Genomic DNA, 18,466 nt, shown 5'->3' with positions numbered 1-18,466 from the left:
CGTCAGGATGGAATCACTTGTCCCCGCAGTTTTACCGCATTGGAGCACACCCCATGGCCGAACTACGCCGCGCCCTCGTTCTCGTTGACGTACAGAACGTCTATTTCACGCCCGACAGCCCGCTGGTGATTCAGTACCCCGATCGCAATGCGTCGCTCGATAACATCTTGCGCGCCATCGATCTTGCCGAAGCACAGGAGCTGCCCATTGCGGTGGTGCAGCACCAGTACCCCGCCGGGGCACCCGTGTTTGCTGAGGGGTCGGCCGGCTGGGAGCTGCACCCCGATATCGCAGCGCGCCGCAAGGATTCGTGGAAGCACATCGTGAAGGGCTACGCCAGTGTGTTTGCCGGCACCGATTTTGAGGCCTGGTTGCGGGAGCAGCAGGTCGACGCCATCACGCTGGTGGGCTACATGACCAATAACTGCGATCTCGCCACCGCGGCGGCCGCCGAACCGCTGGGCTTTGGCGTGGAGGTGCTCTCTGACGCCAGTGGCGCCATTCACTTGGTCAACGCGGCCGGTGAAGTGAGCGCGCAGCAGCTGCACGAAACCCTGATGGTGCTGCTCCACTCAAACTTTGCCGCTGTGGCGACCACCCAGGAGTGGGCTGCAGCTGCGCAGACCGCACAGCCGCTGCCCCTCGACAACCTGGTGGTGTCGGCACTGCAGGGCCAGGCCTCATTCTGAACTGCTCCCCGGAAGTTGGACAACTTAATTAAAGCATTACGCCGCGAGGGCATGCGCACGATATTCCATCGGGCTCATGCCCTCGAGTGTTAGTGAGACGCGTGCAGTGTTATACCAAGTGATGTATTCATGTACCTCGGCCTCGAGTTGTTCAATGCTGTCGAACTTGTCGTGATGGAACATTTCTTCCTTCAAATGACCGAAGAAGTTTTCCATGACTGCGTTATCGAGGCAGTTGCCTTTCCTTGACATGGACTGTTGTGCACCCACTGTTGCCAGGCAATGCTGCCAACGGGCATGCTGATATTGAAATCCTTGGCCCGAGTGCACCAGAAGTGAACTGTCCCCAGGGAACTGCCTGATCGCGTCTTGTAATGAGGAGACCGCGAACTCAACGGTCGGGTGCCGGCTCGTGGAGAACGCGATGATGGACCGGTCATACAGGTCCATGATTGGGGAGAGATACAGTTTCGCTTCTCCCACTTTGAACTCGGTCACATCAGTCACCCACTTCTCGTTCGGAGAGGTCGCTTGGAAGTTCCGTTCCAAGAGATTCGGGGCGATCTTTCCGACCTCGCCTCGATAGCTGGAGAACCGTTTCCTGCTGCGCGTTTTACACTTCAACCCCAGCCCACGCATCAGCTTCAACACGGTCTTCTTTGCGACAGGCCAGCCCTGCTTGCGTAGCTCTACATAGATGCGACGGTGGCCATACCTCGCTTTTTGGGCAGTGAAGATCTTCTTGATCGTGGCTTTCAAATCAGCGTGTGGATCGGGTAGGTCGAGTCTTGCAGCATGGTAGTAGTAGGTGGATCTCGCGACTCCCGAAATGTCGAGGAGGAGCGCGAGGTCGTGTTCGTGCTTGAGAGTGGCGATGGTGCGCGTTTTTAGCGCTGCCCCTGATCCCTCAAGTCCCGCAATTTTTTTAGGTACGCGTTCTCAGCTTCCAACCTCGCGACCTGGCGGCGAAGTTTCTCTTCCTCTGTCAGCGCGGGTGGAACGGCCGAGCCTTTGGGACGTCCTTTGGGTTTGGGGCGCAGCCCGCTATCTCCTTCGGCGCGGTACTGGCGGACCCACGAGCTCACCAAATCGGGAGAGCTCAGTTGAAACTCCTGAGCGAGGGCTGGCCTGGTTTCACCTGCCAGGAACCGGGTCACGACTTCCTTTTTGATCTCGAACGAGTACTGCGTTTTTGTTGGTCTCTCCACAAGACATAATCTGCCATAGATTCGCCATCGGTCGTGCAATCTCTCGGTACGGTTGGACGAAACGTGGAACTGAGCTGCAACAGATCTGTATCCGTGGCCTTACTCAAAGAGAGTGACTGCGAGTTCTCGTTGTTGTGGTGTCAGAAGTGAACGTGCCTGCATAGAAAAGCTCCCCGGGAGTTGGTGTCTGATTTCTCAGTCCAACTTCCGGGGAGCAGTTCATTCACGGCCGCCCCGTAATCACCCGGGTAGTGCAGAGTGCATGGTATTGGTAATAATTTGTGCATTCTGACCACCGTGTTCTGGGGCATGAGTTCATAGGCTGGGAATGACCCTCTGTCATTACCAGCAAGGATGCTCATGTCTCAGACATCGCACGGCGACGACTTCGCCCTCACCCGAGTCGACGCCGCCTCACGCAAGCACTGGTTTGGAATCGCAGTGCAGCGATTCGGCCAGGTTTCGGCCCTCACGCAGTTCGTGCTCGGCGCCACCCTGGGCTACTCGATGACCTTCGCGAACGCCGCACTCGCGTTCCTGCTCGGATCGATCATCCTCGAGGTCGTCATCGTCTTCGTCGGATTCATGGGCCAGCGCGAGGGCCTCAACACCGCCCTGCTCGCCCGTTGGACGGGCTTTGGCGAGATCGGTGCGACGATCGTGGGCCTCGCGATCGGCGTCAGCCTCATTGGCTGGTTCGGCATTCAGTCGGGTATTTCAGCGCAGTCTCTTGATGGCCTCATGCCCGGCATCATGCCCGTGTGGCTGTGGAGCTTGCTGTTCGGCCTCGCCGTCACCGCCGTCGTGGCGTTCGGATTCAAGGGCATGCAGTGGCTCGCCAACATCACCGTGCCGCTGTTCTTGATCCTCGTCGGCTGGTCAATCATCAGCGAACTCTCGCGCCACGACATCGGCGAGCTCATGTCAGGCCCGCCGCCCGGGCCCGAGATGAGTGTCTTCACCGCCACCGGCATTGTGGCCGGCAGCTTGATCGTGGGCGCCATCGTGTCAGCAGATATGACCCGCTTCAACCGCTCACGCGCAGACGTCGTGAAGCAGACCGTGGTCGGCGTGACCCTCGGCGAGTTCGTCATCGGCCTGTCGGGTGTGCTGCTCGCGCACGCCGCCGCCAGCGGCGATGTCGTCGCGATCATCACCTCATCGGTGGGCCTCGTTGGCCTCATCATCGTGATCACCGGCACCCTGAAGATCAACGACTGGAACCTGTACTCGTCGACGCTCGGCCTCGTGAACTTCATCTCGACGGCCTTCGGCAAGAACCTCAACCGCGCCACCACCACCGTGGTGCTCGGCGTTATCGGCTCGGTGCTCGCGGCAATGGGCATCCTCGGACAGTTCGTCAGCTTCCTCACGCTGCTCTCGGTGGCCTTCCCTCCGATCGCCGGCATCATGGTGGCCGAGTACTTCATTGTGAAGCGCTGGCGCAAGGATCTCAATGAGTCGCGTGAGGCTGGCCGGTTGCCCGAGTCGGCGCCCCGCATCGTGCCCGCTACCCTCGTCATCTGGTTCGTTTCCTCAGTCGTCGGGTACTTCATGACCTGGGGCATCCCCGCGGTCTTCTCGCTGATCCTCTCAATGGTGCTGTACATCGTCGCGGGCAAGCTCGGGTGGGTGCGCCCCATCGGCACGGCCGCCACGCAGCAGCCCGCAGCGGTCACGGCGAAGTAGCCCAGCGGCCTAGCTTCCCACTTTCACGCTCTACAACGACAGAAAGAGACACCATGCATATCGGTATCGACGTCGGCGGCACCAACACAGACGCCGCGCTCATGGAGGGCGCCCGCACACTGGTGGGCATCAAGCACTCCACCACCGAAGATGTCACCAGTGGCATCGTGCAGGCGATCTCAGGCCTGCGCGCCGAGCACCACTTTGAGGGCGCAGAGATCACCGCGGTGATGATCGGCACCACCCACTTCATTAACGCGCTCGTGCAGGCTAAGCGCCTCGCTCCCACCGCCGCGCTGCGCCTCGGACTCCCCGCGACGAAGGCGTTGCCCCCGCTCGTGGACTGGCCCGAAGAGCTCAAGGGCGCGATTCAGGCACGCAGCTACTTGGCGCACGGTGGCTACGAGTTCGACGGCCGCCCGATCAGCCCGATTGATCCCGAAGAGCTGCGCGCGCACGCCGAAGATATGCGCGCCAACGGCATTCGCTCGGTCGCCATTTCGTCGGTGTTCAGCCCCGTGAATCACGACCTCGAGGTCGAAGCCGCCCGCATCATCGGCGAGGTACTCGGCGACGACGTGGCCATTTCGCTGTCTCACGAGGTGGGCCGCATCGGCCTGCTCGAGCGCGAGAACGCGACCGTAATCAACGCAGCGCTGCGCGAGCTTGCCGCCGAAATTGTTGATGGCCTGACGGCTGCGGTGCGCGCAGAGGGCATCGACGCGCCCATTTTCCTCAGCCAGAACGATGGCACGCTCATGGACGAAAGCTTTGTGCGCCGCTACCCCGTGGCGACGTTTGCATCGGGCCCCACCAACTCCATGCGTGGGGCGGCTCTCACCAGTGGCCTCAGCACCTGCGCGGTCATCGATGTGGGTGGCACCACCGCCGACGTCGGGCTGCTGATCAACGGCTTCCCCCGCGAGACCGCCAATGAGGTGAAGGTGGCCGGGGTGCGCACCAACTTCCGCATGCCCGACGTATTGTCGCTCGGCATCGGCGGCGGCAGCATCGTCAACGAAGCCACCGCCGAGGTGGGCCCCGAATCAGTGGGCTACCGCATCACCACCGACGCGCTCGTGTTTGGCGGTGATACCCTGACCGCCACCGATATCGCCGTGGCCGCGGGCCGCGCCAACATCGGCGACGTCTCGAAGGTGGCGCACCTCGACCCAGCCTTCGTGCAGCGCGTGCTCGACCGCATCGCCGAGCGCATCTCTGACGCGGTTGACCGCATGCGCACCTCACCTGACCCCATTCAGGTGGTCGCCGTGGGCGGCGGGTCAGTGCTGCTGCCCGACACCCTGCCGCTCTTTGGCACGGTACTGAAGCCCGAGAACTATGCCGTGGCGAACGCCATCGGCGCCTCGATCGCGCAGGTCGGTGGCGAGATCGACAAGGTGTACTCGATCGATCCGGGGCAGCGCGAGCAGACCATCATCGATGTGCGCGCAGAAGCCGTCGAGAAGGCGGTCGCCGCGGGCGCCAAGCCGTCAACCGTATCAATCATCGATTTCGACGAAGTTCCGATCCCTTACCTCCCCGGCAATGCCACGCGCATTCGGGTGAAGGCAGTCGGCGACCTCGACATGGAGGGCTAATCATGAGCTGGACAATAAAGCTGGAAGACATTGATGATCTCGCCCGCGGCTCAGCGCTTTTGGGCACCGGCGGCGGCGGCGACCCCTACATCGGTGGGCTCCTCGCGAAAGAGGCGCTGCGTCGTCACGGCGACGTCACCGTGGTGTCGCTCGACGAGGTGCCCGATGACGCCGTCATCGCTTGCATCTCGATGCTCGGCGCCCCCACCGTGATGGTCGAGAAGCTGCCGAGCCTCGATGAAATCATGAGCCCCGTGCAAGAGCTCAGCGAGCACTACGGGCGCCCCATCACCCACCTGATGTGCATCGAGGTGGGAGGCGTGAACTCCACCATTCCGATCGCCGCGGCCGCCGCGATGAACCTACCGCTGCTCGATGCCGACGGCATGGGCCGGGCGTTCCCCGAGCTACAGATGGTGCTGCCCACGCTCTATGGGGTGTCGGCTTCGCCGCTCGCCTACGCCGACGAAAAGGGCAACATCGGGGTGCTGCGCACCATCAACAACGCCTGGGGTGAGCGCATCATTCGCGTCGCCGCCGTCGAAATGGGCTGCTCGATCATGCTCTCGGCGTTCCAGATGAACGGTGTTATGGCCCGCAAGGCGCTCGTGCCCGATTCGTTGACGCTGTGCGCCGCACTCGGCCGCAGCATCGTTGAGGCCCGCGTGGCCAAAACCGACCCGGTCGATGGCCTCGTAGAGACCCTCGGCGGTCGGTCACTGTTTGGCGGCAAGGTCGTTGACGTTGAGCGCGCCACCACCGCGGGCTTTGCGCGCGGTCGCGCCACGATCATTGAGGGTGACTCGACGTTCACCCTGTCATTCCAAAACGAGCACCTCATGGCCGAGCTCAACGGCGTTGTCCTCACGACGACCCCCGACCTCATCATGGTGCTCGATTTTGAAAGCGGTGAGCCCATCACCACCGAGGGGCTGCGTTACGGGCAGCGCGTGCGCGTAATCTCGGCCCCCGCCGATGAGCGGTGGCACTCGCCCGCCGCCATCGAGATGGTCGGGCCGCGGTACTTCGGCTACGACACCGAGCCGACCCGCTTCGACGGCAGCGTGCGCGCTGGCGTACCGATCGCCGACTCCGACGGCATCGCGTAAGCAGCACGCGTAAGTAACACGCGTCAGCAGCAGCATCAAATGAACACCCGTGTGGAACCGACCACGCGCGATCGGCGGGGCCGCCACAGTGCGCCCCCGCCGATCCTCTACGCTTAACAGCTATGGCCCTCACAGTAATACCGGCAGACCTGCCGCTCATCGCTGCGGGGGCTTCTTTTTGCGGTTCGGGCGGAGGCGGCTCACCCCGCGTCGTCGAGTCCATGCTCAGGCACGTCTTCACCAGCCCGATCGCGGTGGCCGCGGCCGCCGATCTCGACCCACGCACCCCGTGTTTCGCCCCGGCGTTCGCTGGCTCCACGATGCTCATGAGCGAGCGGTTGCCCGGTCTCGACGATTTCACCCCGCTCATCGCCGCCGCCGAGCGGTGGGTGGGTGCCCCGCTCGAAGCGGTGTGCTCGATCGAGGGTGGCGGCGCGAACGCGCTCACCCCGTTTCTCTTTGCCGAACATCGCACGGTAGTAGACGCCGATTGCTCGGGGCGCGCGGTGCCCACGATCGACCGGGTGAGCCTGTTTCTCGACGGCGTCCCCGGGCTGTTCGCGGTCTGCACCACCGGCGCCGGCGGCGTCTCCATCATCCAGTCAGACCGCGCCTCAGACGTCGATGCCCTGATGCGCGCATCGATCATTCAGGCCGGCGGTGTCGGCTCGATCGTGATCGCCGGGTTCACGGTGGGCGATCTGCTGGAGCACGCCCTCCACGGGCATCTGGCCCGGTCACGCACCTTCGGGGCTGCGCTGTTGAACCCGCAGCCGGGCTCGCTCGACGATCTCGCGCGCCAGCTCGGCGGCACGCTGCTGGGCCACGGCCGCGTGCTCGAAATCTCACAAGACCTGCACGATCCCCACATGCTGGCCGCCGAAATCAGCGGCGCCTCGGGCGAGGTCATTCGCCTCGTCGCCCGCTCGGAATACCTCGCCGTGCTGGTCGACGGTGCCCCGGTGGCCGCGGCCCCCGATTTCATTGTCGCGATCGATGCCCGCTCTCGCGAGGTGCTCGAGGTCACCGCGCTCACCGCGCACCAAGACGTCGCGGTCCTCTCTGTGCCCGCAGACGACTGGTGGCGTGCGGCACCCCATCGCATCGCCCAGGTCTCCCCCGCCGCGTACGGCATTCACGGATTGGACCCCGCCTAGTGTCTTTTGCCCGCACTCCCCTGGTCAGCATCGATCTGTCGTCGCTGCTGTCGCACCCCGACAACGGCGGCCTGCGCTACGTCGCCGGGCCGCAGACCGGGTCATGGCTCGAGGTTGCGGTCGACACCGAGAGCGTGGCCGAGGCCGGGCTGCTGATTCTGACCGATCCGTTTCCCACGGCGTCATGGCAGCAAGATTCCCTCGTGCGCCGGGTGCGCGACCGCGATTTCGCCGCGATCTCAGCTCCGCTGGCAAGCGGCGCCGGATCAGGGGCCCGCACCCTCGCCACCCGGCTGGGGGTCACTCTCCTCGATGTCTCGCGCCCCTACGAATTGGCGCGCGCGTGCTGGCAGCTCCAGCAAGCACGCGACTCGCTCACCATTGATTATGTGCGCAAGGTGGCGCAGGCGTTCGAGTACCCCGCCGCCGATCTTTCCGATCTGCTCGGGCACCTCGCCGCCGCCATCGGCCACGGCATCGCCCTCGTTGATACGGGCGGGCCCGTGCAACAAACCGGTGGCAGTCTCGCCCCCGAGCTGCACGCTGCCATCGAGTTCTCACCGTGGATCAGTGTGGCGCGGGTGGGGGCGGACGCCGCGGCATCGGTGCGGGTGGATAGCTCGTCGCGATCCGGGCTCAGGCTCGTCGTGTTTGGGCAGGGCATCAGCGACACCCAGCTGCGCACGCTCTCGATCGTCACCGAGATCATGATGCCCGCGGTCGCGGCGCGCATCCTCATCGATGAGCTCGCGATGATGAACCACGCCTCGTCTTCGGCCGATCTGCTGCGCGACTTCGTTGATCTGCGCGGGGCCCGTGACGCCGATGTGCAGCGCCGTATGTCGGAGCGCGGCTGGCGCACGAGCGGCTACCATGTCGGGTTTCAATTCACCCCGCGCGGCCGGGTGGACCCCGCGGGATTGGTGCGCGCCGTCACCCACGAGCTCAGCGAGATCTCGGTTGAGGCGCACGCGGCGCCCAGCGGTCAGAGCGTGCTGGGTTGGTTGAGCCTCGTCGAACCGCCCACATCAAGCCAGGTGGAAACGTATGCTTCTGCGCTGCATCGTGCGCACCAGCGGCTGCGGGTGACCCGCGATGTGGCGATGGGCATCGGGTCGATGCAGAGCGGTGAGGCCGGTCTCACGCGCACCCTGAGCGAGGCGGCCGATGCCGCGAAGATCGCCCTCACCCGTTCGAGCAGCGGGTATCTCGTGCGCGTGGACAGCCTCGGGCTTGAGCAGCTGCTGCTCGCGTGGACCGGCAACGACACGTTCCTGCCCGCGGCGGAGTCGCTGCTCGCCCCGCTGCTCGCCGAGGCTCCCGAGCTGCTCGACACCCTCGCGGTGTTTCTCGATCACGAATCGGGTATTCAGGCGACGGCCACCGCGCTCGGGCTGCACCGCAACACGGTGGCGCTGCGCGTGCACCGCGCGCAAGAACTCATCGGTGCTGACCTCACGTCGCCCGACACGAGGCTCGCGCTGCATCTCGCCTGCCGGGCCGTGCTCGGGGCGTAGCCGGGCGCTTTCGGTTACTCCTGGCCCTGCCTGGTGGCCGCTCGCGTGGTGGCGAAGCGGTCGCGAAAGGTACTGGGTGTCGTGCCCAGGTGGCGCGCAAACGCGCGCCGTTGTGTTTCATCTGAGCCGAAGCCGCTCAGCTGAGCGGCTTGGCTTACCGGGTGCCCCTCGAGGATCAGGGCGCGGGCCGCATCCACCCTGATCTCTTCAAGCCAGCGCGCGGGCGTGGTGCCCACTTCGGTTTGAAAGAGCCGGCTGAGGTGACGCGTGCTCACCCCGACCAGCTGCGCCATCGCCGGCAGCGTGTGTTCCTCACCCGGGGCGGCGATCACCGCGTCCATGAGGCGCCGCAGCGGTTCGTTGTCGACCGCTGGCCGGCGCAGCGCCGAGGAGTATTGGCTTTGGCCGCCCGGCCGCTGCATGAACATCACGAGCTCGCGCGCGACCGTTCGTGCGGCCTCCGCCCCGGTGTCGTCCTCCACCATCGCGAGCGCAAGATCGATTCCGGCCGTAATGCCTGCCGATGACAAGTATCTGCCGTCGCGAATGTGGATCACGTCGGGCTCCACCCGAATCAGCGGGTAACGCCTCGCGAGCTCGGCCGCATAGCGCCAGTGGGTTGTGGCACGTCGGCCGTTCAAGAGGCCCAGTTCGGCGAGCACGAATGCTCCGGTGCACACCGATGCCACCCGGCTTGCGCCCTCGGCGAGCCGGGCGGTCGTGGCCAGCAAGTCGGCGGAAAGCGGCTGCTCGACCAGGTTCTCCCCGCCCACGACGATGAGGGTGTCAACAGTGTCGAGCTGGCCACTTGCCGTGCTGGCAATCTCGATCCCCGAGGATGACCTGATCGCGCCACCCGACGGCGACACAATGGTCATCTCATAGTGGGTGCCCGGCCGATCGGACAGCCGAAACACCTCTGCTGGCCCACTGGCATCAAGCAGCGTCATGCCGTCGAATACCACGAGCCCGATGCGGTGCATCATGTCTGATTTCGAGGGTTACTGGTCATAAAAGACATACGCACACGCTAACAGATCTTGCGATTCTTGAGGTGAGACAGGCTGCACCCTCCGTTGAAAGGACCCCACATGACTCAGTCAATTGCCGGAATTCTGATTCCCGATAGCGAAATGGCACAGGCCGCGACCGCGCTGGTACAGGATGTCGCTTCAGAACTCGTATTCAATCACTCGCGCCGGGTGTTCTTGTTCGGTGCGCTGCGTGGCCAGCAGCAGGGTCTGTCATACGACCCCGAGCTGCTGTATGTGGGCGCAATGTTCCACGACCTCGGGCTGACCGACACGTTCAAGCGCACCGACCAGCGCTTTGAGATCGATGCCGCCGATGAGGCACGCAAGTTCCTCCAGTCATACGGAATCAGCGACGCCGACGCCGACACGGTGTGGGCCGCCATCGCCCTCCACACCACCCCCGAGATCCCGCTGCACATGGCCCCCGAGATCGCGCTCGTCACGCGAGGCGTTGAGCTCGACGTGCTCGGTCTCGGCTTTGAGACCGTCACCGACGAGCAGCGCCAGGCGATCGTCGACGCGCACCCCCGCCCCGATTTCAAGAATCGCATTCTTGCCGCGTTCACCGAGGGCCTCAAGGACCGGCCAGACACCACCTTCGGCAACGTCAAGGCCGATGTGCTCGCCCACTTCGTACCCGGGTTCACGCGCGGTGACTTCGTAGAGGTCATTCAGGGCTCAGCGTGGTCTGAGTAGTCTCCACCGCGAGCCCGGCCTCACCGCGTTACCGCGCTACTGCGCCCGCTCCAGCAGCCGCAGATAGCCCGAGAGTGCGGTGAGACCTTCAACGGTGCCCGGCAGGCCCGCTCCCAGCCGGTCTGAGGAGACCATGTGGGCCGACCACTGCGCCCGGCTAATCCCCACGTTGAGACGGTTGCGCATCAGCAGGAAGTCGAGGCCGCGCGGCACGTCTTCGGGGCTTGAGGCGGCAAGCGTCACAATCGCAAACACCGCTTCTTGCCCCTGAAACTTGTCGACGGTACCCACCCGTATTTCACTCAGCCCTGCTGCGGCGAGCGCCGCTGACACGCACTCCACCTGCGCGTTATAGGGGGCCACCACGATGACGTCGTGCGGGGTGAGCTGTCGGGCGGGCCGTGACCCCTCAGCGAGTTCACCGGCCAGCATGGTGCGTGCCACGCGTACGACCTCGGCGGCTTCCTCGGGTGAATGATTCGAGTTGCCGGCGTGGGTGACCGGATGCCAGGTGAGGCCTGCGGGCCCGGCGCCGAACACCTCACGGTCGGCCGAGCTCGGGTGTGCACGCAGCCGGCCTTCGTAGGAGAGCTCTGACACGACGTCGGCGAGCTCGCTGCGCATGCGCCTGGTATCGGCGAGGAAGTAGCCCAGCTCGGGGGCGAGGGTGTCGTGCCCGCCGATGAGCCAGCCCAGCGCCGAGGTGTCGACAGGTTCGGGGTGGGTGCCCTGCGATACCTGGGGCAGCTGCTGCGGGTCGCCCAGCAGCAGTACCCGGTCGGCCGACACTGAGGCTGCGATCGTGGGGGCGAGCGAGAACTGCCCGGCCTCATCGATCACGAGCAGGTCGAGGCTTCTCCGCGCGAATCGTTTCTCGTTGCTGAGGTCCCACGCGGTGCCACCGATCACAAAGCCGCTGCGCTCATGCTCACTCATGAACGCAGCGTGCCCGTTCGCCGCGAGCACCGTGAACTCGGGCTGCGGCGCATCTTCTGCAAGCTTGGAGCCCTGCGGCACCTTCGCTACGAGCTCTGCGGCCACCCCCGCGCCGACCACCGAAGTGAGCACGTTCTCGACGACCTTGTGTGACTGGGCGACGACGCCAATGCGCCACCGCCGCTCTTCCACCAGGCGCTTAATCACGCGCGATGCGAGATATGTTTTACCGGTGCCGGGCGGGCCCTGTACGGCGAGCGCCGAGCGCGTCATGCCGATGAGGCTCGTCACCACGGCGGTAATGGCGCCATCGTCTGTGTCAGCCACGGCGGCGAGACCGCCGTCGATGGTGGGCGGTACCCGTCGCAGCAGTTCATACACTGCGTCGTTGAAGGGTGTTCCCGCAGCGCGGGCCGCCGCAAGGTCACGGCCCCATTCTTCGATGGCTTCCTTCTGCGCACCAGCGGGCGGCGGCGGGCCGGGCACCACCGCGATCGGAAGTTCGCTGAACTGTTCAACCCCCGCGGCGAGGGTCTCTTCGACAACCACACCATCTGAGAAGCGCTCAATAATTTTGGCGCGACGGGCACCGCGCGATCCGGGAGCCGCCCCGGGCTGTGGGAAGGGCGCCGGGTAGGCGTACACGAGATAGATGTCGCCCCCGCGCAGTGAGCTGCCGGGCGAGATCGCACCGCGCAACCGCAGCTGACGGCGATCGGTGCGCGCCCGGGGCGGGCGATGCCAGGTCTCGGTCGCCCAGCTCTGCGACGCATCAACGATCAGCACGTCACGGGTGTCTGCCCAGTCCTCGATCGGGTCGACAAGGCGAGCGAAGTGCGCCCACCAAAACGACTTCTGTTCACGCTGATGGTAATCAATCGCGCTCGCCGCAAGCCTGAGGGCCTGGGCCTCTGCCTGATCATCTGCCAAGCCGGCGAGGCGCAGCAGTTCTTCGCCCGTCGCACTCGCACTGAGATCGGGGCCGGCCCCGGTATCAAGATCGGCGAGCTCGGCCGGAGCATACGGAAAGATGCCATGCTCGGCAGCGAGCGACAGCAACCAATCACGCAGCCGCAGCGTCGAGACGCAGTCGTAGCGGTTGTAATCGGCAATCGCATCAAGCCTGCGCTGCCCCTCCGCCCGCACCGCAGCATCGCCCGCCGCCAGTTGCGCACTCGCTTCGGCGTACTCCGTCACCGACTGCGCCCCACTCACCACACCGGTCTCATCACGCAACTCATCGCCCATGTACAACGGCTCGAGCTTCTTAATCGAATACGACCGCGACCCCACGCGCAACGCACCCCGCACGATCGGATACAGATCGACGAGCACGTGCTCGCGCAGCAACTGATCAACCTCGGCCTCGCCCACCCCGTGCCGGGCGGCGATACTCGTGAGGTGCGCACGCTCATACGCGGCGTAGTGGTAGATCCGCAGGCCAGGGTATGCGGCACGGCGCTCACGCACGAGCGCCAAGAAATCAATGAGCGCCTGCTTCTCGGCGTCAAGATCATGCGCCCACAGCGGGGTGAACTGCTCGCGCACATCCACCATGCCAAAGAGGTAATCGATCCCCCACCGCGCACTCGCCTGTGCCCCGGGCTCCCGGTACATGGGGTCGCCCTCAAAATCGAAGAACAGGTCACCGGGGTTGGGCTCGGGCAATGCGGCGAGCGCCCCCGCATCAATCACTTTCACCGGCGGTACCTGCCCGGCGGCGGCGCGCACCTGCACATCGGCCTGCGCGGCAATGCGCTCAAGCACACGCGGCGAGACACCATCAATCGATACCCCCGCGGCCACGATCGGGTCGCTCAGCGTCGCCACCCGCTCGATGGTCTCGTACCCGGCGGCGATGAAGCGGTCGCGCTGGCTGCGCTGAATACCCGCGATCAACAGCGGGTCACGGTGCGCGAGGATCTCGGGCTCACACACCTCGCACCGCCCGCACGCGGCGATGCCCGGGTCGCCCCACGCCACCGGCGCCGCAGATTCGGTGCGCCCGTCGGCTCCCACGGCGAGCGCACGCTCGGTCAGAATCTGATGTAAGCGCGCACGCCGCGACCGAAACACCGGCGCAATGTCAGAGATCTTGTGCACCGACCGGGCCCCGTCACCCAAAATCAGCACGGCCTCAGCGGCCGCTCCCACGCCCACGCGTTCAAGCTGCTCGGCATACGCCGCCAACTGCATCAGCGCAGTCACGCGCGCCCGCCGCGCAAGCTTCGTGTCTTGCACCTCATAACTACCGTCAGCAGCCAACCGCAAAAAGTCAGCGAACCCCACAAACCCGATCTCGGGGGCACCCGCAGCATCGGCTGCCCGCTGCTCCGGATCAAAGAACGTCGCCTGAAACACGACCTCGGCCCGGCCGCGCAACGCTTCAACGGTTTCGGCCTGCCGCTGCACCAGCGCTTCTTCACGCATCGAATCGGGGCGCGCGATCTCAGCGACACCGCCCGCGACCCGCGGCACCGCGGCACCAAACTCAACGCGGTAGGCCTCGAGCGTGCGCTCCTCATGCGCGTCGCCCAGCTTCGCGGCACGCGCCAGCATCGGGTCGTCATCGGCCGGCACCGTCACGTCGCGCCCAAACTTGACGTCTGCGCGACGCAAAAACGCGAACTCGCAGGCGCTCGCCGCCGACAGGTCACTCGCGCTCGTTACGAGGCGTGAGCCCCCGGTCTCTCGCTGCTGAATGAACACGCAGACTCCCTCTCGTTGCCCCGGCACCGCTGTCATCTTCGACCCTAGGGCAGACGGGTGACATTGCGGCCGCGGCATCGCCGTCAGCGGTAGCATCGCCGTCGGCCACAGCATCAGCGGCGGCGGGCTTCGCGCGTTTGCAGCTTCACCGTCGGCGGTCATTGCTAAGCTGCCGTTTCATTCGTTCACGCCCAGACACCTACGCGCCCACACACTTCACGGAGGATTGAGATGCGCCCACCGAAAGCCGTTTCGATCGTGCGTGTGGTGCTCGGCCTCGCCGTCATCGGGTTGCTGATCTATCTGTACCTGCGTGAGGCAGCCGCGGGCGCCCCCAACCCGTTCGACTTCTTTGGGTACTTCACCAACCAAACGAGCCTGCTCGCCTGCGCGGCGTTAATCTGCACGGGCGTGCGCTCCCTCGCGGGGCGCGCGGCGCTCCCCTGGCTCGCTTCGGTGCGGGCGGTGACAGTCGCGTGCATGATCATTGTCGCGGTGATTTACAACACGCTGGTGCCCGGCACCGGATCAGCGCCCGCATGGGCGAGCGCCATCTTGCACATCGTGTTTCCCGCGTGGGTGCTAATCGATTGGGCGGTCGTGCCAGACCGCGGCGTGCTGCCCTGGCGCCGTCTGTGGATCGTGCTGCCTTACCCGCTGCTGTGGATGGCCGTCGTGCTCACCCGCGGTGCCACCGATGGCTGGGTGCCCTACGGGTTTTTGCTGCCCGAGCACGGCGCAGCCTCCCTCATGCTGCACATGGCGGGGCTCTTACTCGCGCTGGTGGTCGCGGCCACCGCGGTGTGGGGGCTCAGCAGGCTGCCCAGCCCCAGCCTTACAACCTAGCGAGCGTCTCGATGTCTTCGAGGAACGACTGCTGCTGCTCGTCAGAGATCGTCGCACGCGTGTGGCTGAGGGCCTCAAGGTAGTCGCTCGTTGAGAGGTCAGTCGGGCGCTGTGACGCGTGGATACGTTCTCCGCTAGCACCCAGTTCTCCCGCTGCGCCGTCGTGCTGCGCGCGCAATGCCCGCGCCAGCGCATCTTGCGACGCCCGCCTGGCCGCATACTCAATATCGGCGGGGGTGAGGCCGTCGCTGTGGGCCACCAGGCCAGCAAAGTCGATGTCGTGCGCGATTTCCTCGGGCACATACCGGCGCCAGATTGCGCCACGAGCCTCGGCGTCGGGCAGCCCGATCGGCAATACGTAGTCGAAGCGGCCGTGCCGCATCAGCGCCGCGTCAAGACCCCGCACAAAGTTGGTGGCGCAGATCAGCAGCATGCCGTCACGATCGCGAAAGTCGGCGACGATCTTCAGCAGCTCGTTGGTGACGCCCTGCGTGGGGGTCGGCGGATCGCTGCGCTGCGACGCGATCTCTTCCACCTCATCGATAAATACAACGCCGTGTTCAAGCTCACCGATGCGTTCAAATACGCTGCGCAGCGTCGCCGCCATCGACGTATTGCCATCGCCCAGCCGCGACGGAAACACCTCCACGAACGGCCAATCGAGCCGCGACGCGATTGCCTTCGCGAAGGTGGTTTTGCCGGTGCCGGGCGGGCCAAACAGCATCACCGCGCGGGGTGGCACAACGCCGTATCGGTCGGCGAGATCGGGCTCGGCCAGGGGTGCGACCAGCCGCTCCTCGAGCAGCTGTTTCTCGCCGCGCATCCCTGCAACCTTCTCCCACAGATGCCGCGGCAAAATACGCCCGCCCACATCTTTCAACAGTTCAAGTTCGCGCCGCTGCACCGGCATCTGGCGTTCGAGGTAGCGCAGCGCATCACGCGATTGGAACCCGTTCGAGGTGAGTAGATCGAGTCTGCCGCCCTCGGGAATCAGCACGCTCAGCGTGCTCAGCCCAAGCGGTGCCATCTTGCGCTCAAGCGCGTCAAGCAGCTTGCCCGAAACGTTTTCAGAGCGCGAATGCTCACTGATGCCGAAGAACACAATCCACCCTTGGGCGTGCGCGGCGCGGCCGACCGCCGCGGCGATCACCTTGCCGTCGTGCACGGCGACCACGGCGTGATCCTCGCGGCACGAAGCTGTCACCTCGTTGAGCGAGTACACGGGGTGCTCGCTCGAAGCGCGCGCCTCCCACCACAACCCGACGACGGCGTCGAGGTCATCATCATAAAACTCTCGAATCGAGATGCGTCCCATACACAGATCATGCCATGCGCGCGCACCCGCCACGAAGTATTTCAGCCCCGCCCTGCGCACCAAAAACTGGTGCTCGTGCTTCTGTCCACAATCAGGTAGGCTCGACAGGTTGGCGTTCCACGCCACGCGTCGCACTCACCGCACCGCCCGCTCACAGAGCCTGGGCGCCGTTCGGCCCGATCAGCGGCGAACGGATGCGCGATCCCGCGCACTCGACACTTCAGCAGCGACGCGTGATTTCAGCGGCTTTGGCGCGCCCATCGGGCGTGATCCGGAGCTGCATCGCAGCGCTGCCATGGCAGGAAAGGTCCCAGTGACCGAAGCAACCACCCCCTCATTCATCGATCTCGGCGTGCCCGTTGCGATCGCAGAAGCGCTCGCAAAGAACGGCAAGACCGAGCCGTTCCCCATTCAGCGCGACACCCTCGTTGACACCCTCGCGGGCAAGGATGTGCTGGGCCGCGGCCGCACCGGCTCAGGCAAGTCGATCGCATTCGGCATCCCCCTCGTTGCCAACCTGATGGAGGACGCAGCGAAGAAGCGTCGCCCGAGCCGCCCCCGTGGCATCGTGCTCGCCCCCACCCGCGAGCTCGTCACGCAGCTCGCAGAAGCCATCAAGATGATCGCTGATCCCGTAGGCATCAAGGTCACCACCATCTTCGGTGGCGTGCCTCAGCGTCGCCAGGAGGCAGCACTCGAGGGTGGCATCGACATCGTCGTGGCCGCTCCCGGTCGCCTCGATGACCTCATGAAGCAGGGTGTCATCAGCCTCGACGGCGTCGAGATCACCGTGCTCGACGAGGCCGACCACATGGCCGACATGGGCTTCTTGCCCGTCGTCACGCGCATCATGAACAAGACCCCCAAGCAGGGCCAGCGTCTGCTGTTCAGCGCGACGCTCGACAACGGCGTGGACAACCTCGTCAAGAAGTACCTGCACTCCCCCATCATGCACTCGGTCGACTCGGCCGACTCGGTGGTGCCGCAGCTCACGCACCACGTGTTCGAGGTGTCGGGCAAGGATTCAAAGGATGCCCTCATTGAGGCGCTCGCGAGCGGCACCGCCCGCCGCATCTTCTTCACCCGCATGAAGCACCAGGCCAAGAAGCTCGCCAAGCAGCTCACCGAGCGCGGTATCCCCGCGGTCGAGCTGCAGGGCAACCTGTCGCAGAACGCACGCGATCGTAACCTCGCCGAGTTCGTGGCCGGCGACTCACGCGTGCTCGTCGCCACCGACGTCGCCGCCCGTGGTGTGCACGTTGACGGTGTCGACCTCGTCGTACACATCGATCCCCCCGTTGAGCACAAGGCATACCTACACCGCTCGGGCCGTACCGCGCGCGCAGGCAACGAGGGTGACGTCGTCACCATCGTGCTCCCCGAGCAGCGCGGCGAAATGCGTTCGATCATGCGCGCAGCCAAGATCAACGTGACGCCGTTGCAGGTCAACCCGAAGTCGGCAAACGTTGCCCCCGAGGTGCTCGACCTCATCGGTGAAGTTGCCCCTCACGTTGACCCCCGCGAGACCGAGCGCAAGCGCGCGGCCGCACAGAACGCGCAGCAGCGCGCAGCCGGCCACGCCCCCGCGGGCGAGGGCAGCTCGACCGGCGCCAACGCGAAGCGTAAGCGCTCACGTGGCGGCCAGGGTGGCCGTGGCGCCGCTGGCTCAGGCCAGGGTGGCCAGGGCGATCGCAACCAGTCACGCGGTGGCCAGGGCGGCCAGAGCCGTAACGGCCAGGGCCCCTCGGGCCAGGGCGGCGGACACCAGCGCTCAGGCGGCGGCCCGCAGTCACGCGGCGGTTCTGCCCCGCAGGGTGCGCGCCGTCAGGGCCGTCGCGCACAGGGCTAATAGCTCAGCGCTGACGCCCACGCGGCAACGTTAGACCGCGGGTTTCACCCGCATTCCAGCTCGGGGTGCCGAATCATTGATTCGGCACCCCGAGCTGTTTTCATTGGCCCC

Annotated in this window: 12 protein-coding genes and 1 pseudogene; 9 read left to right on the top strand and 4 right to left on the bottom strand. The window is 65.3% G+C overall.

All coding sequences use genetic code 11. The features are described from left to right. The first annotated feature begins 53 nt into the window (after positions 1-53). Entirely contained in the window at positions 54-689 is a 636-nt protein-coding gene (locus tag JOF28_RS13425) for an isochorismatase family protein (RefSeq protein WP_209706284.1), read from the top strand. 36 nt (positions 690-725) lie between these two features. On the opposite strand, the pseudogene JOF28_RS13420 reads toward JOF28_RS13425, so the two are convergent. Then, positions 726-1,969, bottom strand: a pseudogene (locus tag JOF28_RS13420) (IS3 family transposase); the annotation flags it as partial. A gap of 288 nt (positions 1,970-2,257) precedes the next feature. Between JOF28_RS13420 and JOF28_RS13410 the strand changes: the two are divergent. The 5 genes from JOF28_RS13410 to JOF28_RS13390 all read left to right on the top strand — a co-directional run bounded on the left by JOF28_RS13410 (position 2,258) and on the right by JOF28_RS13390 (position 8,970). Then, positions 2,258-3,586, top strand: coding sequence for a purine-cytosine permease family protein (locus JOF28_RS13410; RefSeq protein WP_209706280.1), 1,329 nt, complete (start codon positions 2,258-2,260; stop codon positions 3,584-3,586). A gap of 53 nt (positions 3,587-3,639) precedes the next feature. Then, a complete protein-coding gene (locus JOF28_RS13405) occupies positions 3,640-5,187 on the top strand; it encodes a hydantoinase/oxoprolinase N-terminal domain-containing protein (RefSeq protein ID WP_209706278.1) in 1,548 nt (515 codons plus the stop codon). Between the two features lie 2 nt (positions 5,188-5,189). Further along, complete coding sequence (locus tag JOF28_RS13400) at positions 5,190-6,296, top strand: S-methyl thiohydantoin desulfurase family protein (RefSeq protein ID WP_209706276.1); 1,107 nt, start codon at positions 5,190-5,192, stop codon at positions 6,294-6,296. 122 nt (positions 6,297-6,418) lie between these two features. Then, positions 6,419-7,453: an S-methyl thiohydantoin desulfurase domain-containing protein gene (locus JOF28_RS13395; protein WP_209706274.1), complete on the top strand. Its 1,035-nt coding sequence runs from the start codon at positions 6,419-6,421 to the stop codon at positions 7,451-7,453. Continuing rightward, complete coding sequence (locus tag JOF28_RS13390) at positions 7,453-8,970, top strand: PucR family transcriptional regulator (RefSeq protein ID WP_342452179.1); 1,518 nt, start codon at positions 7,453-7,455, stop codon at positions 8,968-8,970. Before JOF28_RS13395 ends, JOF28_RS13390 begins: the two co-directional genes overlap by 1 nt. A gap of 14 nt (positions 8,971-8,984) precedes the next feature. On the opposite strand, the gene JOF28_RS13385 is transcribed toward JOF28_RS13390, so the two are convergent. Then, positions 8,985-9,956 carry a GlxA family transcriptional regulator gene (locus tag JOF28_RS13385; protein WP_209706272.1) on the bottom strand — a complete coding sequence of 324 codons (972 nt, stop codon included), beginning with the start codon at positions 9,954-9,956 and terminating at the stop codon, positions 8,985-8,987. A gap of 105 nt (positions 9,957-10,061) precedes the next feature. Here JOF28_RS13385 and JOF28_RS13380 point away from each other — a divergent pair, with 105 nt between their 5' ends. Next, positions 10,062-10,700 carry an HD domain-containing protein gene (locus tag JOF28_RS13380; RefSeq protein WP_209706270.1) on the top strand — a complete coding sequence of 213 codons (639 nt, stop codon included), beginning with the start codon at positions 10,062-10,064 and terminating at the stop codon, positions 10,698-10,700. Between the two features lie 36 nt (positions 10,701-10,736). On the opposite strand, the gene JOF28_RS13375 is transcribed toward JOF28_RS13380, so the two are convergent. Continuing rightward, positions 10,737-14,345 carry a TM0106 family RecB-like putative nuclease gene (locus tag JOF28_RS13375; protein ID WP_209706268.1) on the bottom strand — a complete coding sequence of 1,203 codons (3,609 nt, stop codon included), beginning with the start codon at positions 14,343-14,345 and terminating at the stop codon, positions 10,737-10,739. 231 nt (positions 14,346-14,576) lie between these two features. On the opposite strand from JOF28_RS13375, the gene JOF28_RS13370 reads away from it, so the two are divergent. After that, positions 14,577-15,191 carry a Pr6Pr family membrane protein gene (locus tag JOF28_RS13370; protein ID WP_209706265.1) on the top strand — a complete coding sequence of 205 codons (615 nt, stop codon included), beginning with the start codon at positions 14,577-14,579 and terminating at the stop codon, positions 15,189-15,191. On the opposite strand, the gene JOF28_RS13365 is transcribed toward JOF28_RS13370, so the two are convergent. Further along, positions 15,181-16,506 (bottom strand): ATP-binding protein, encoded by a 1,326-nt coding sequence (locus tag JOF28_RS13365; protein WP_209706263.1) that lies wholly within the window; start codon positions 16,504-16,506, stop codon positions 15,181-15,183. The genes JOF28_RS13370 and JOF28_RS13365 overlap by 11 nt on opposite strands. A gap of 295 nt (positions 16,507-16,801) precedes the next feature. Between JOF28_RS13365 and JOF28_RS13360 the strand changes: the two genes are divergently transcribed. After that, positions 16,802-18,355 carry a DEAD/DEAH box helicase gene (locus JOF28_RS13360; protein WP_209706261.1) on the top strand — a complete coding sequence of 518 codons (1,554 nt, stop codon included), beginning with the start codon at positions 16,802-16,804 and terminating at the stop codon, positions 18,353-18,355. The last annotated feature ends 111 nt before the right edge of the window (positions 18,356-18,466 follow it).

It is taken from the genome of Leucobacter exalbidus, from assembly GCF_017834145.1.
Taxonomy (GTDB): Bacteria; Actinomycetota; Actinomycetes; order Actinomycetales; family Microbacteriaceae; genus Leucobacter; species Leucobacter exalbidus.
This window is presented reverse-complemented; position numbering and strand designations above follow the sequence as displayed.